This is a genomic window from Desulfosarcina sp. BuS5 (assembly GCF_028752835.1).
Taxonomy (GTDB): Bacteria; Desulfobacterota; Desulfobacteria; order Desulfobacterales; family BuS5; genus BuS5.
Window position 1 is genome coordinate 462,214 of sequence record NZ_CP087952.1, and the last position, 13,876, is coordinate 476,089.

Consider the following 13,876-nt stretch of genomic DNA (forward strand, 5'->3'; position numbering starts at 1 on the left):
CCCTACTTTAATCCTTCGGCTATTTCTTCCTGGATTGTTTGAATGGTATAAACCGGATCGGAAGATGTGCTTATGGGCCGGCCAATAACAACATGATCGGCACCGTTAATAATAGCCTGTTTTGCTGTTGCTGTTCGTTTTTGATCGTTTTTTTCAACATCACGGTTCAGCCCCGGTCTGATGCCGGGAGTTACAATGAGGAATTTTGACCCGAATTCATTTCGGAGGGCAACGGCCTCCAGGGGAGATGAAACAATGCCGTCACAACCTGATTGTAATGCTTTTCTAGAACGAATTAATACTAAATCTTCAACACTTTTTGTAAACCCCATTTCACGCATATCAGATTCATCAAAACTTGTAAGAACCGTAACAGCCAAAATTTTAAGGTCGTTTTTTTCTTTTACCGCAGCTTCAATTATCGGCTTATTGCCATGGATAGTTGCAAAAGCGGCCCCCCGGTCTTTCAGTTGCCGCACAGCAAGCTTTACGGTTTCCGGAATATCAAAAAATTTTAAATCGACCATAACTTTATTGCCGCGATCAGCGATCTGATCAATAACCGGCCACCAGCCTGCCAGAAAAAGCTGCAGGCCGACTTTAAAAAATTTAATTTTGCGATCCAGTTTTGCAACCCATTGTAAAGCTTCTTTGGGGTCTGAAAAGTCCAGGGCAAAAATTATACGTTCATTTAAGGGGATATTTTTCACGGTATTTGTAATATTTTGTTTATAAAAAGTGAGCGGGTTTAAAAAATCGAATACCAAAGTCTATATTTTTTACTAAGTCCAATGAGACAAGTCAATATTTCTTGCGTTTTCGAACAGATTGTTTTGCTTAATCCGTTTTTAATGAATCAATGAACTGATAAATATCTCCTAATGTACGAATCTGTCTGACCCTTTCATCATCGCGAATATTGACTCCGAATTTTTGCTGCAATGCAACCACAAGATCTACAATATCGAGACTATCGAGTCCCAAATCCTCAAAAATATTCATTTCCGGCTTTAATCGATCCGGTTCTATTTCAAACGATTCTTCAAAAACCTGGTTGGTTAAATTGATTATATTGTTATTGGTCATTTGAATATTTTCCGTTTCTTAATACCAGGACAGCGTTAATACCGCCAAAGGCAAAACAATTTTTTGCCAAAATGCGAATATCTTTTTTAAATGGCTCCATTACGTGACAGATCCCCTGACATTCAGGGCTTACGGTTTCCAGATTAAGGGTCGGATAGATAACCCCTTCTTCCATCATGGAGATGGATGCTATCAACTCAAGCGCTCCGGAGGCGCCGAGGGTATGGCCGATATAACCCTTAAGGCTGCTCACAGGAACGGATCTGCCAAAAATTTCCCTTATGGCTGCAGCCTCCTCTTTGTCTCCATGTAAAGTAGCTGTTGCGTGGGCGTTTATATAATCAATATCTCCAGGGGATATTCCGGCATCTGCCAGCGCTTCCGTCAGACATGCCTGCATAGATATCCTGTCCGACTGGCTGACATGGGACCCGTTTCCGCATGTATGATATCCGATTATTTCCCCGTATATTTTCGCTCCCCGCTTTTCGGCATGTTCATATTCTTCCAAAATCACAATTCCGCTCCCGTCTCCGCAAACAAGGCCGTCCCGCTTTTCATCAAAGGGTCTGGGAGTCGACTGGGGAGCGTCATTATAGCTAATCGATGTTGCAAAGAGTATGTCAAAAGATCCTGTAACCGTGGGATGAAGTTCTTCGGCCCCGCCGCACAGCGCCATATCCTGCCGCCCGAGCCTGATAAGGTCGTATCCTGTGCCGATGGCCTGCAATGATGAAGCGCAGGCAGCGGAGGTAGCCATAACACAACCTGTAACACCCAAATATTGAGCCACATTCATGGCCGCCGTATGTGAAACACACTGGAAGAATTTCATGGCTGTAAGCCGGGACAGGTCTTTATCGGGCAGCATTATTTCGAATGTTTCATTTAGACTCTCAGCTCCGCCCATGGTGGAACCGATAATACATGCGACCCTGCCGGTTGAGCATATTACGGTATCAAGGCCCGCATCCGCCAAAGCTTCCTGAGCCGCCTGGACCGCAAAAATACTCATTCTGCTCATGGATCTTCTGCTTTTACGGGGGATTTTTTTTTCGCCGGTTAAAACAGAAGCGGCTCCGACCCTGCTGCGCAAACCAATATACTTATCCCAGCCAGCCATTTGCCGGACAGCGCTTTTGCCGGCCCTGATCCCTTTTATAAAGGAAGGAACGTCATGCCCAAGGGGTGAAACTGCCCCCAAACCTGAAATGACAACCCTGTTTATCAACTGAGCCTCTTGTTTATAAAACTGTGAAAAGATTCTTTGCCTGTAATACTTCGGACTACGATAAATGAAGACATCATGGCCCCCATAATCCCCGGCAAGACGGAATTCTGACCGGCGGCATAGATGTTTCTGAATGCTATTCTACCGAGAAGATTTATCTGGCCTGTTTTTTGTTTTATCCCGTATGCCGATCCGTGCGGTGAATTTAAATAATCACGGCATGTCAGGATTGACGATGCATCAATTACCCTGTACGAGCTCCTGAATTCAGGATAAACTTTCAGGATACGCTCTTTGATACTCTCTGTTCTTTTATTCTTATACTCCCGGTAACCGGAAGGCCTGTTGCCGGGTTTTGAATTTTTCCAGGCGCTTACATGCTCCGGAAATGACACTTCAAAAGCATTCAGCAGTCTGCAGGATTTACCATGGGCTGTCTCCAGACTTTTCATGATAACCAGAGCAGGATCGCCGGTATATGCAGGATCTATCATCCTGTTTGCATCTGTTTCAGGAAAAAGAGATAGAATTGACGGGGCAAAATTGTCAGGGCGCTGATTTGCCGTGTCGTTATCCTCTAAAACACCGTACACTGAAAAAAAACCTGCCGACGCTTCAAAGGAATTAACCCTGTTTGTAAAAGCTTTACTCAAATTTTGTTTCGGAAGTGTTTTTAATATCTCTTGGGGATGAATTGTAAAGATGCAGCAATCGCTTGAGATTTCTTCTCCTGTATTTAAAATAAACCGGCCCGCATGCTTATTCTTTATATCGCCGCATTTAACAATATATTCGCCGCACCTGATATCAATGTCAAATTCCGAGAATCGCTTCCTGAATGCCCCTATAAATGCGTCACCACCATCTTTTACTCTTGCAACGGATTCATAGAGACTGTAACTGACCCTGCTGTGATCTGCAAAGGAAAACTCGGAGGGCTTGACTCCGTAACACATGCTGTATGCGGAAAGAAGCCCCTTTAATAACGGATTATCCGTTAACCTGCATAATACATTGTCGAGGCTTACATAATCTTCAGGAAGAAAACCCTGTGCAAGAGAAATCCGTCTAAGATTCATTGCAGAGGTTTTTAAACACACATTCCTGACCATTTCAAAATAACGGTCAATTCCGGATTCCTCTTCAGGAAAATACCCCTTTATTTTTTCGATAATTTCCCGATAACCGGTCGGTATGCCGTAGGCCGCCTGTTCCGACTCAAAGAGGAATCTGTTATTTTGTTCCCCGGTGATAAAAACCGGTACAATTTCATTACTGATTCCCAGAACAGCCAGCATATCCTGGAGAAGTCCGTTTTTATCACCCGATTTATTAAGGCCACCGGTAAAATGGAAACCTGTATCAAAAGGGATACCATTTCTGTAAAATCTGGCCATTGATCCGCCTATACGGGGATTTTTTTCAAGAAGAAGAACAGAGTACCGGTTCATAGCCAGCAGAAGCGCAAGGGTCATTCCGCTGATACCGCTTCCGACTACTATGTTGTCATATTTTTTCATGTTCAACCGGCCATACCGCCATTTACGCCGATAACCTGACCATGTATATACATATTTTCTTCTTTGCACAGGAAATCGACTACAGACGCAACATCCCCAGGATTACCAAAGCGGTTCAAGGGTATCAGGGGCAGGATTTGATCCTTCGGAAGTTTGGAGGTCATATCTGTTGCTATGATACCGGGAGCAACAACATTAACAAGAATATTTCTTTTTCCCACCTCTCTTGCCAAGGCTTTGGCAGCTCCGATTAATCCCGCCTTTGAAGCAGAATAGTTCACCTGCCCGGCCTGGCCGGTCTGACCTGAAATCGAAGATATAATCACAATGCGTCCCTGTTTTTCTCTGAGCATGGGGAACATTACGGTATGCATGACATTATAAAACCCGTCCAGGTTGGTAGAGAGAACCGAGTCCCATTCATCTCTGGTCATCCATACAAATAGATTGTCCCTGGCTATACCGGCATTATATACAACCACTTGGGGTGGATCGGCATCCACTTTTGCGGCCAGCGCTGATTTGGTTGCCTGATAGTCTGATATGTCAAAACAGATAACTTCGCATTCCGCGCCTATTTTTTCGACTTCTGTTTTGACCTTTTGAGCGGCATCGTGATTGCTTTTGTAGGCCAGCCGGATGTTAAAGCCGGATTCCGCAAGGCGTAAAACTATCGCTCTTCCTATACCACGGCTTCCGCCTGTCACCAATGCGGTTTTTTTGTTTTTAGTTTTCATTAACACCTTGAAATTGAAGTATTTTATCAAATGCTAACAGTGAAATAATAATTCAAAATCTATATTTATACCTTAACTACATGAAAAATCAAGCGGTTAAAATTTTTTACAGCAATTCTAATTTTAGAAATAACGGCCATCGGCAGTATTATTAAAAATTTATTTTTCAACGGGTTTAAGAAAGAGAAGAAGATTTTTTGTGGGTATGGTAAGTTTCTGGTTTACCGAGAACTACTTTTTTGACCTTTGGCCGATACGCAGCATATTTGCCGCATTTTTTTGCATATACCAGGCCATTGATGCTCTGAAATCATCTTGTTTTAACCGAACTTACGAATTACAGTAACCATTAACTTGTATCCGGAACCTTCAGTTCGAGGCCATGGAGCATAAAAATTAACATCGCATCCCAGTTTTCGAAGTAAAGATAGCGAGTCAACGCGCGTATGTCATCGAAAAAGGTTTTCCGTGTTGGAAGGTTGCGACGAATAAGTTCATATTTTTTATCCATCATTTCAAGAACGGTATGAAACAAGAAGGCCAAAAGATTCAGTGTCATCATAAGTTGAGATAAATACTTCTTTCCATGACCAAAGTTGTGTGCAAGATGATATCTTCTGTTTTTTAGTATGTTATTGTTTTCGTTTTCAATTTTCCAGCGAGCCCGACCATCTGCTACAATTTGCTTTACATTGTTCTTTGAGATTTTGAAATTGGTTGCAAAAGCGTTCTTATATATAAATAGTACCATCGGGCAGCGTTGTTGTAAGTTCACACCAATTGACCATCTGAGCATCTTTACCATCACGCAAAGGGACTTGATTTACAAAACGATAGGTATCGATATGATGGGTTTTGCCTGTCCACCTTTTTTTCACTACCGTTTCAACAGCTTGCAGGCCATCAAGTTCTTCAACCCATTGGTAAAGGGTTTTATGAGAATCGGGTTTGCAAACAAGAATGAAATCAAGCCCGTTCTGCAAAATCAATTTGCATAGCGATTGCTTACAATATAAATCATCGCCTAAGATGGTGATACCAAATGCCTTATAAAGCGGAACAAATTGGTTTAACCAGCGTTTAGCTGCCGCATTTTCACAGTCTTGTTTTTTATGTCCGTCCTGCGGGGTAATAAACTCAGGTGGTAAGGAGATTACCTTGTTGCAACCCGGTTTGAGAAGCACCGGTGTGATGGCCGTGTGGGAATAGGTTGAGGAACCGTTTTTATGCTCTTTGGTGCTGCAGTTGTCACAGTGAATCGTTTTGGAACAAAAATATTGGGTACCATCCAATGCACACAGTAAATTGTTGTTGTATGAGCGAAAATCATCAAGGTAGTTGGCAGCTCCTAATGCTTCAATAATAAAATTGAAGGCCGGAAATACTTTTTCCGGCGGCACCCAATCCAGCATATCTCTTATATGATTATCACTCGATGTTCAAGTTTTTGATGACGAACTTGCCAAAAGCACTTAGCAAGGACAATATTTACGTGATAGAGAGGGTGTTGGCTCCAATCTACCTATGGTTCTTCCGCTCATATGTTTTCCCGATGGCATAAGTCGGAAAACTTTTTTGATAACTTGCCCCATTTCTTTAAGCTTTTCACCGGGATCTTGTTGTTGCAGCAAAAATTTGACACATTCCATCAAAACATCCATTTGAGCTCTTTTTTGTAGACTTCCCACGGTAAACACGGGAGTTTTGTTCTCTATGCAGGCCTTTTGCTCAGGGTGAAGGAGGAGGCAATGGTCTAGCAACAGACTCAAGATCAGGCCTCGGCTTGATCCTTCTTCGTCATATTGTTTGGCCTCTTGTCCCCATCCTTCATAAAGCTTCCAGTCTTCAAAAAAAACCTCTACAAGCCATCTCAAAGAATATGCTTGAATAATGTCAACTGTGCGCCAACTCACATCAGTGGCAGCTAAGTAACGGTATTCATCTTCCCCTTCATATTTAAGAGCTATCACAAAAAGCACATTGCCATCGTGTGCATCAACCTTAAGGCGGGCACTGCTCACTGTTGCATTGACTTTTTCACCGCCTCGCACACGAATGGTGCAATTTACACCTTTGTTAATCATGTTGAAATAATCCGTAATTGTCTTTTTTTTACCTTTGTACCGTATATTTTGATTTGACTTTAATTGGCTGATAACTTGCACTCCTCCCAAAATATTAGAGGCTCCATTCATAAATTCTTTTGAACCGTATAAAGCGTCAGCCAATACACATTTAACAGTAATTTTAGGATAATATTCTTTAAAATTTTCAAGTAAGAGCAGGGCTAATTGAATTTTTTTCGGGTACTCAGGGTTAAATGCTGGTTTGACAGGACGCTTATTCTTCGGGAGTCCCTTTTTTTTCAATCTCTCTTCTTCTTTTTTCCAGGCACTAACAACTGGATCAGGCATGTAAAACTTAAAACCAATAGGTACGGTTATAGAGTCTGTGACCAAAAGAAGCAAAACAACTGTTTGCCCATTAACATAACCTCCGCTTGCTTTGTGTTTTTGCTTATGAGCCTTGTATATTCGCTTTGTATTCTTAGAACGGGCACGATCAGACTCATCAAAAACAATTACACCATTTGTGATACCATATTTTTTCAAAATACGCCTGACGCTTCCAACAAGTAAATTGTCCCATGAAATCTTACCCTTACGAAACATCCAAGATAGAGCTGCTAATTTATAATTGCCCAGACTCGCCCGTTCAAATTTTGCCCAACATACAGCATTTACCATTAATATACCGGTAAGACAAAAGCTTAGCCATGCTTTCTGGGTAAATGTTAATCCCGCACTAGGTTGGTATTGCTCCAGGCTATTGTTGAGATCTTCAATGTACTGTTTGATAAATGGTGCAGATTCAGTTAATAGCATTATGAATGGGCTCTTTCAAAGTTGTTAATATTTTTAATGGTCGTGATTATACTATCAAACTTTAAATTTAGCTAATCATAAAAACTTGATCATCGAGTATCAGATGGAATATTTTGTATTCCAAACAAAGATTGAGCATTGTTGACACCCTTATTTTTCTGCATAAATTTTTGAAAGGCAAGAAAAGAAGGAGATTGCGTAAAGAATACCGAAAAGCCGCTAAGGGCTATATCTTCAATGCTGTATTGTATGTTGCTACCGGTGCGCTTATCAGGAAAATTGTGGCTCTCAATACGAAACTGCCGCGCCATCATCTCAAAAGAGATATACGGCAGTTGCGTTGATGCGATTATTTTCGCTTCCTGATTTTGGGGCAAACGCATATGAGTCCAAGATAACCGATAATAGTTAATTGTTCTTACCCATTATTTGTTACCACAAGCATATGTGTTTGTCTATAGATTTTATTTTTAATTAAAACAATGCGTTATTGGTTGTGATGGTTAGGGGGGATAAATATCCCAAATATCTTGCTCCAACTAAAGCCATAATTAGAATTGCTGCTGTGAAAGCTGCTTTTCGTTGGTTTCAAAATGGGTCATTGTTTTATCCCAATTTCCTTACGAGTTTTCCCATGCTGTCATAAACATATCCTGTGATGAGTGCCACAAAATCTGTTTTGTCTTGATTCAAATTGCATTTTTCCAGGGCATTGTAATAAGCCAGTCGGCTTTCTGTGTCTCCGGAGATACTGGCAATGGTGTAGCCGTTTTGCAAAAGAACCAGATTCATCAAAAGCCTGGCTGTTCTGCCGTTTCCATCTATAAAAGGATGGATAGTTGCAATTCGCTCATGGATTTCAGCAGCAAAGATAACCGGATGTAAATTTTTAGCTTCTTCTTGAATCCAGAAATTCAGATCCTCCATCAGTTTCGGAACCTGCCAGGGCTGAGGAGGTTCATGCCGGCTTCCTGAAATTGACACGGGAACACCGCGATATTTTCCTGCATTTTCTCTATCAATACCTCGCAAAACAAGAGAGTGAATATCTTTGATTATCTTTTCATTTAAGATGTCGCCTGTCGTTACAAGCTCTTTTATGAAAGCAACAGCCTCGTAGTGGTTGACCGCTTCAAGATGTTCACGCATTGACTTTCCGCCGATGGTCAGCCCCTTATTAATGACAAGATCCGTTTCCCGTAAAGTCAGGGTATTACCTTCAATACGGTTACTATTATAAGTATATTCGATATCTATGGCTTGAAGTATCGTCTCGTTAAGCAAAGGGCGGGAGGCATCAAGTTTTTGTTTTAGTGCGTCTATTCGGGTGAGCAGGTGTTTTATTCTGCTACTCATATATCCTCTCCTGTTTTTAGAAAGTTTATATCATTTTAATTATAGTAGTATTTTTCTAACTTCACCCTGTCCTATAAGTTCAGTAAACTTTGTATAATTTGATTCTTCCCATCTTATTCGACCTGCAATAATTGCAGGCGATATACCAAGATCCTGGAGAACTGGCGCGCCATCCAGAACTCTTCTCCATCGAGCCCGGTTTCCTTTATACTGTCAAAAGTCTGATAGTATTTTTTTTCTATATTTTTTCCGTTCATCGCTGGATCTCCTTGAGTTTTTCAGCTATTTTTACCCGAACTTTCTTCAGCTCTTTTTCCAGTTCGTCTATCTCTAACTGAACGGCATCGATATCGATCTCTTCTTCTTCAAACGTATCAACATAACGGGGGATATTAAGGTTAAAGTCGTTTTCCTTGATTTCCTCGAATACGGCTACATGGGCATACTTCTCCACTTCTTCACGTGACTTGCAGGTCCCCATGATTTTAGTTAGATGTTCTTCCGAGAGGGTGTTATGGTTTTTACTGGACACATATTCCCGGCCGGCATCTACAAATAGAACATCCTTGCATGTTTCATTTGACCCGCCTTTTTCACGGCTTCGATCAAAGACCAGAATAGCAACCGGTATATTGGTAGTCGGGAACAGATTCCCCGGAAGTCCGATAACTGCATCGAGAAGATTTTCCTCAATCATTTTTTGACGAATCCGGCCTTCAGCAGCTCCCCGGAAAAGAACCCCATGAGGAACGACAACGGCAACACGCCCCTGTTTTTCCAGAGCAGTCTCCACCATATGGCTGATAAATGCCCAGTCGCCTTTACTTTTTGGAGGAATTCCGCGCCAGAACCGGTTGTACTGATCGCTTTCAGCATTTTCCGCTCCCCATTTATCAAGCGAGAATGGTGGATTGGCGACTATGCAGTTGAATTTCATCAAACGGTCATTTTCAATTAGAAGAGGACTGTTGAGAGTGTCGCACCATTCGACACGGGCGCTGTCAAAGCTGTGCAGAAACATGTTCATACGGCATAATGCCCATGTACTGCCGTTTGATTCCTGTCCGAAAAGGGCAAAATTCCGGTCACCAACCTCTCTGGCCGCCTGAATCAAAAGACCTCCTGATCCGCAGGCAGGGTCACAGATGCGGTCACCCGGCTTTGGCCCGGCAAGTTTAGCTACAAGTTCGGTTACTTTGAGCGGGGTAAAAAACTCTCCGGCCTTTTTCCCGGAGTCGGAAGCAAAACGTTCAATCAGATAAATATAGGTGTTGCCAATAACATCCCCTGAAACCCGGCTTGGTCTCATGTCTAACTGCGGCTTGTGAAAATCTTCAAGAAGTTGTTTCAGTCGTCTGTTTCTGTCTTTGGTTTTTCCAAGATTTGCTTCGCTGTTGAAATCAATATTACGGAAAACGCCTTCAAGCTTGCTTTTGTTAGATTCTTCAATGTGGACGAGAACAATATTGATAAGTTCCCCGATATTGGCTGCGGCTCTACGTTCGTAAAAGCTGTAATAGGTGGCGGGGAACTCGTCCAGCACAGTTTTCTGTCCTGTCTTCTCATTTTTTTCAGTTAATTTGATTGCAGGGAGAATAAAACGTTCACGTTCCAGTTTTCGGCGAATTCTAACATCATCATCACCATACTGTTTTTGATAGGCTTCATAGTGATCCTGCCATACATCCGAAATGTATTTTAAGAACAACATCACAAGGATGTAGTCCTTGTATTGAGCAGGATCTACCACTCCCCGGAAGGTATCGCATGCAGCCCATGCAGCGTTGTTGATGTCTTTTTGATCAATTTGGCTGCTCATGTTTTATTCCCCTTTTGCAAATTGCATTAGTACTGTTGAAATGTATTGATCCCGTTTTTCTGACAGCGTACTCAGAATAGTCCGTTCCCGTGCAGATAACTTTGCCATGTCCACGATGTGTTGTTGTTTTTTCAAGGTTGGCAAGTAGACCTCCATATCCTCGACAGCCTGCTTGCCGATCATTTTCTGCACCGTCACCTTGGCTCTGCTTAACAGAAATATTTGGGCATTCCTTTGGCTGATATACCAGTTCAGGTATTCCGGCAGGATTTTATCAGGCTTTGCAATTCTGATCCTGAGCAGAGGCGCTGCAACAACAGCCCTGCCTGGATCTTCAAGAAGAATAGCAGCGGTTGACATCTGACCTCTCGACCTGAACACCAGATCACCTTTTTGAACCAGGTGATGTTCTTTAACTCTATCCATCTCAATCTTGACCAGCTTCTTGCAACCTACAGTATTATCCTGAAGTAAATCCTTCATTTGGATAACAGCGACCTCTCCACCCCTTGAAGCTTCGAGACGAGACCGAAATGAATACCCCATCTGCACTGTCGCTAATTGCTTTATTTTTAATTTCATAAACACATCTTAATATTATGCTGTAATGTTATTTCTGCACAATGTACGAATTGTAGAACTGTTTGTCAATAGTTAAAATGCAAAAATGTTATTTCTGTAAGATATATCCTTTTCGAAACCTAAAGGCGTGCCATTAGGGCAAGTTGGGGATGTCCGTTGGATTGTTGGTTTGCAAAGAATCCAATGTATGAAAATAGGGCCAAGTCGAAAGCATCGGGATAAACCGATTATAAGTTTCTCATGCCTTCGTTGTTGTTTTTGTGCTGTTGGTAAAAAAAGCCCGTATAGACGCTACCGGCGTCCTGCATCAGATAAAAGGATTTATGCCAAAGCTGGAAGAAATTTGTCCGGAAGTGACAAGGCGCATGTTGCAACAGGATTTAGCCAATTGAGTTGAATTTAGTGAAGGGATCTGCCCGACAATCGAACTGCGAGCCGGCCAAATAGTATTGCGACATGGTACAAAAAAATTGGAAATATACGAAAAAGTGGTATGAATATGTCTGTAATTCGCGAAAAACTCGTTGACAAAAATAAATATCTCCATATAATTCTCTTATGAAGCGAACAATCTATGCAAAGCTACTTGAATGGAAAGATGCTGCCGCACGCTCTCCCCTCATTCTGAAAGGAACGCGTCAGGTTGGGAAGAGCTATATTCTTCAAGCCTTCGGGGAAAACGAGTTTTCCGATTGCCATACCTTCAATTTTGAGAAGGATAAAAAGCTGTCAACGGCATTTGAAGCTGATTTGAACCCGGAAAGAATACTAACTGAGTTATCCATCTATTCCGGCAAAAGGATTGATATTGCCAAAGACCTTGTCATTTTTGATGAAATCCAGGAATGCCACGCAGCCCTGACATCCTTAAAATATTTTTGCGAAATGATGCCTCAACTTGCGCTTTGCTGCGCAGGTTCACTGATCGGTGTTAAGTTGTCTTCAGGATCTTTCCCTGTGGGTAAGGTCGATTTCCTGAAACTATACCCGTTGAATTTTGAAGAGTTTCTCATGGCGTTGAATGATGAAGTCTCATTGGAGTTGTACCGGGATTCAGACAGGGTTGATTCTTTCTCTGAAATAGCCCATCAGAGACTGTGGAATCGGTTGCGGGAATATTATGTCACAGGCGGAATGCCGCAGGTTGTTTTAACCTATTTGACTTACAGGGATGATCTTTTTGAAGCCATGAAAAGGGCAAGGAATGTTCAGGAAAAGCTGGTTGAGAGCTATAATAACGACTTTGCGAAGCATTCGGGCAAGATCAATTCAATACATATTGTGTCTGTATTCGAAAATGTACCTGTGCAGCTTTCTGCAAATATTGACGGGTCAGTCAAAAAATACAGATTTAAAGGGGTAATCACCAGGAAAAAAGGTTATGCGGAACTGCAGGGTCCCATTGCCTGGCTGGAAAAGTCCGGGCTAATTCTAAAAGTTAAGGTATGTAAAAGGGCTGAGATACCCCTGGAATCATTTTGCAGAGAAAATATGTTCAAGCTGTTTTTGTTTGATATCGGTCTTCTCGGGTGTATGCTGGATCTACCGGTTGGTCTCATCCACTCACAAGATTACGGCATTGCAAAAGGGTATCTCGCAGAGAATTTCGTTGCCCAGGAATTTGCTGCTTCAGGTGTTTCAAGGCTGTACTCATGGACGGAGGGGACTTCTGAAATTGAGTTCATAAGGGTTATTGACGATCTCCTTGTACCGGTAGAGGTTAAATCCGGGACCCGAACACATGCAAAAAGTCTGCGGCAGTATATCTTGAAGTATTCACCGAAAAGGGCCGTCAAGATATCCGGAAAACCGCTGAGCAGGATCAGGAACCAGGTTATTCAGAACTATCCGCTCTATCTCGCTGCAAAGATATGATCGGCGTGGTCTCCAGTTTGCCAACCCTACACCAATGGGCAGTTTCTGGAACCCTTAACCCTACTTAACCTTTGCCGCTAATAACATTATCAAGATAAAATTAACAGCCGCCCGGATATTTTTTGTTTATAATTTGTCTTCCACAGATTTTACTTTTTTTTCTATTCTGCAGAAAGAATCTTTTCTGTAATCTGCCTTCATTGTCATGTATATCCTGTCACAGTCTTTTTTTAGTTCTTCAAAACAGCTGTTAATAACGGTCATAATTTCTTCCAGCCCGCCTTCAATACTTGTGCTCATGGGACCGAGCTTATAATCAAGCCCGCTTTTTTTTATAATGTTTACAGCTTTGGCCACATATGGGCTAACACTTTCCCCTTTATCCGTGGGAAATATAGAAAAATCGATGAGAACACTCATGCTTATCACCCTAAAAAATATTATTTTTTAAAAGTCATGTTGTATGGCCGATCCAAGGAGAATTTGGAATATAAATTCGAATAAAATGATATTGAGAGCTTTGCACAACCCCCATTTTTGTTCAATTTTGGTCTTTGCGAGGAGCAGGTGAGAGAGCCGCCTTTAGCCGCAAGCGAAACGTGACGGGAGCTGACAATCTTGGATTATCAACATGTTTTGAAGTTGCTTCGCCCGCAATGACAATGCCGGAATGGTTTTTTAACTTGTCTTCAGGAACTTCATAATTTTAAGTTCCATGGGAACCAAAATGCAAAAAGATTCTGATCTGCGGGTTAAATACAATCATATTTATTCACTATGCAAGA

14 protein-coding genes are annotated in these 13,876 nt (G+C 41.9%); 1 reads left to right on the top strand and 13 read right to left on the bottom strand.

Annotation, left to right across the window (positions count from 1 at the left end; genetic code table 11):
• Positions 1 to 2: 2 nt before the first annotated feature.
• From pyrF to BuS5_RS02285, 12 genes are all read right to left on the bottom strand, one after another.
• Positions 3 to 710, bottom strand: coding sequence for an orotidine-5'-phosphate decarboxylase (gene pyrF / locus BuS5_RS02230; RefSeq protein ID WP_027352588.1), 708 nt, complete (start codon positions 708 to 710; stop codon positions 3 to 5).
• A 127-nt stretch (positions 711 to 837) separates the two neighbouring features.
• The gene (locus BuS5_RS02235) at positions 838 to 1,086 is read right to left on the bottom strand and encodes an acyl carrier protein (protein ID WP_027352587.1); all 249 of its coding nucleotides are present in this window, start codon (positions 1,084 to 1,086) and stop codon (positions 838 to 840) included.
• A complete protein-coding gene (locus BuS5_RS02240) occupies positions 1,076 to 2,317 on the bottom strand; it encodes a beta-ketoacyl-[acyl-carrier-protein] synthase family protein (protein ID WP_232222989.1) in 1,242 nt (413 codons plus the stop codon). The genes BuS5_RS02235 and BuS5_RS02240 overlap by 11 nt, the downstream gene beginning before the upstream one ends.
• Positions 2,314 to 3,837, bottom strand: coding sequence for a phytoene desaturase family protein (locus BuS5_RS02245; RefSeq protein WP_035263982.1), 1,524 nt, complete (start codon positions 3,835 to 3,837; stop codon positions 2,314 to 2,316). Before BuS5_RS02245 ends, BuS5_RS02240 begins: the two co-directional genes overlap by 4 nt.
• A gap of 2 nt (positions 3,838 to 3,839) precedes the next feature.
• On the bottom strand, positions 3,840 to 4,574 hold the full coding sequence (gene fabG / locus BuS5_RS02250) for a 3-oxoacyl-ACP reductase FabG (RefSeq protein ID WP_027352584.1): 735 nt from the start codon (positions 4,572 to 4,574) through the stop codon (positions 3,840 to 3,842).
• 349 nt (positions 4,575 to 4,923) lie between these two features.
• Entirely contained in the window at positions 4,924 to 5,349 is a 426-nt protein-coding gene (locus BuS5_RS02255) for a hypothetical protein (RefSeq protein ID WP_274427978.1), read from the bottom strand.
• On the bottom strand, positions 5,306 to 5,974 hold the full coding sequence (locus BuS5_RS02260) for a hypothetical protein (protein WP_274427979.1): 669 nt from the start codon (positions 5,972 to 5,974) through the stop codon (positions 5,306 to 5,308). Before BuS5_RS02260 ends, BuS5_RS02255 begins: the two co-directional genes overlap by 44 nt.
• 72 nt (positions 5,975 to 6,046) lie before the next feature.
• Positions 6,047 to 7,459 carry a transposase gene (locus tag BuS5_RS02265; RefSeq protein WP_274427660.1) on the bottom strand — a complete coding sequence of 471 codons (1,413 nt, stop codon included), beginning with the start codon at positions 7,457 to 7,459 and terminating at the stop codon, positions 6,047 to 6,049.
• A gap of 606 nt (positions 7,460 to 8,065) precedes the next feature.
• Positions 8,066 to 8,815 (bottom strand): Fic family protein, encoded by a 750-nt coding sequence (locus tag BuS5_RS02270; RefSeq protein WP_035264540.1) that lies wholly within the window; start codon positions 8,813 to 8,815, stop codon positions 8,066 to 8,068.
• A gap of 113 nt (positions 8,816 to 8,928) precedes the next feature.
• On the bottom strand, positions 8,929 to 9,072 hold the full coding sequence (locus BuS5_RS02275) for a hypothetical protein (RefSeq protein WP_157487326.1): 144 nt from the start codon (positions 9,070 to 9,072) through the stop codon (positions 8,929 to 8,931).
• Positions 9,069 to 10,634 carry a type I restriction-modification system subunit M gene (locus BuS5_RS02280; protein ID WP_027353191.1) on the bottom strand — a complete coding sequence of 522 codons (1,566 nt, stop codon included), beginning with the start codon at positions 10,632 to 10,634 and terminating at the stop codon, positions 9,069 to 9,071. Before BuS5_RS02280 ends, BuS5_RS02275 begins: the two co-directional genes overlap by 4 nt.
• 3 nt (positions 10,635 to 10,637) lie before the next feature.
• Positions 10,638 to 11,216 carry a restriction endonuclease subunit S gene (locus tag BuS5_RS02285; protein ID WP_027353192.1) on the bottom strand — a complete coding sequence of 193 codons (579 nt, stop codon included), beginning with the start codon at positions 11,214 to 11,216 and terminating at the stop codon, positions 10,638 to 10,640.
• Between the two features lie 558 nt (positions 11,217 to 11,774).
• On the opposite strand from BuS5_RS02285, the gene BuS5_RS02290 reads away from it, so the two are divergent.
• The gene (locus tag BuS5_RS02290; RefSeq protein ID WP_051374608.1) at positions 11,775 to 13,091 is read left to right on the top strand and encodes an ATP-binding protein; all 1,317 of its coding nucleotides are present in this window, start codon (positions 11,775 to 11,777) and stop codon (positions 13,089 to 13,091) included.
• Between the two features lie 126 nt (positions 13,092 to 13,217).
• Here the strand turns inward: BuS5_RS02290 and BuS5_RS02295 are convergent, their stop codons facing one another.
• Positions 13,218 to 13,511 carry an MTH1187 family thiamine-binding protein gene (locus BuS5_RS02295; RefSeq protein ID WP_027353193.1) on the bottom strand — a complete coding sequence of 98 codons (294 nt, stop codon included), beginning with the start codon at positions 13,509 to 13,511 and terminating at the stop codon, positions 13,218 to 13,220.
• Between the last annotated feature and the right edge of the window lie 365 nt (positions 13,512 to 13,876).

What these genes read in the sequence shown, in the direction of transcription:
- BuS5_RS02235 (WP_027352587.1), bottom strand. Translation starts at nt 1,086, where the DNA reads ATGACCAATAACAATATAATCAATTTAACCAACCAGGTTTTTGAAGAA.
- BuS5_RS02245 (WP_035263982.1), bottom strand. Translation starts at nt 3,837, where the DNA reads ATGAAAAAATATGACAACATAGTAGTCGGAAGCGGTATCAGCGGAATG.
- fabG (WP_027352584.1), bottom strand. Translation starts at nt 4,574, where the DNA reads ATGAAAACTAAAAACAAAAAAACCGCATTGGTGACAGGCGGAAGCCGT.
- BuS5_RS02265 (WP_274427660.1), bottom strand. Translation starts at nt 7,459, where the DNA reads ATGCTATTAACTGAATCTGCACCATTTATCAAACAGTACATTGAAGAT.
- BuS5_RS02270 (WP_035264540.1), bottom strand. Translation starts at nt 8,815, where the DNA reads ATGAGTAGCAGAATAAAACACCTGCTCACCCGAATAGACGCACTAAAA.
- BuS5_RS02275 (WP_157487326.1), bottom strand. Translation starts at nt 9,072, where the DNA reads ATGAACGGAAAAAATATAGAAAAAAAATACTATCAGACTTTTGACAGT.
- BuS5_RS02280 (WP_027353191.1), bottom strand. Translation starts at nt 10,634, where the DNA reads ATGAGCAGCCAAATTGATCAAAAAGACATCAACAACGCTGCATGGGCT.
- BuS5_RS02285 (WP_027353192.1), bottom strand. Translation starts at nt 11,216, where the DNA reads ATGAAATTAAAAATAAAGCAATTAGCGACAGTGCAGATGGGGTATTCA.
- BuS5_RS02290 (WP_051374608.1), top strand. Translation starts at nt 11,775, where the DNA reads ATGAAGCGAACAATCTATGCAAAGCTACTTGAATGGAAAGATGCTGCC.
- BuS5_RS02295 (WP_027353193.1), bottom strand. Translation starts at nt 13,511, where the DNA reads ATGAGTGTTCTCATCGATTTTTCTATATTTCCCACGGATAAAGGGGAA.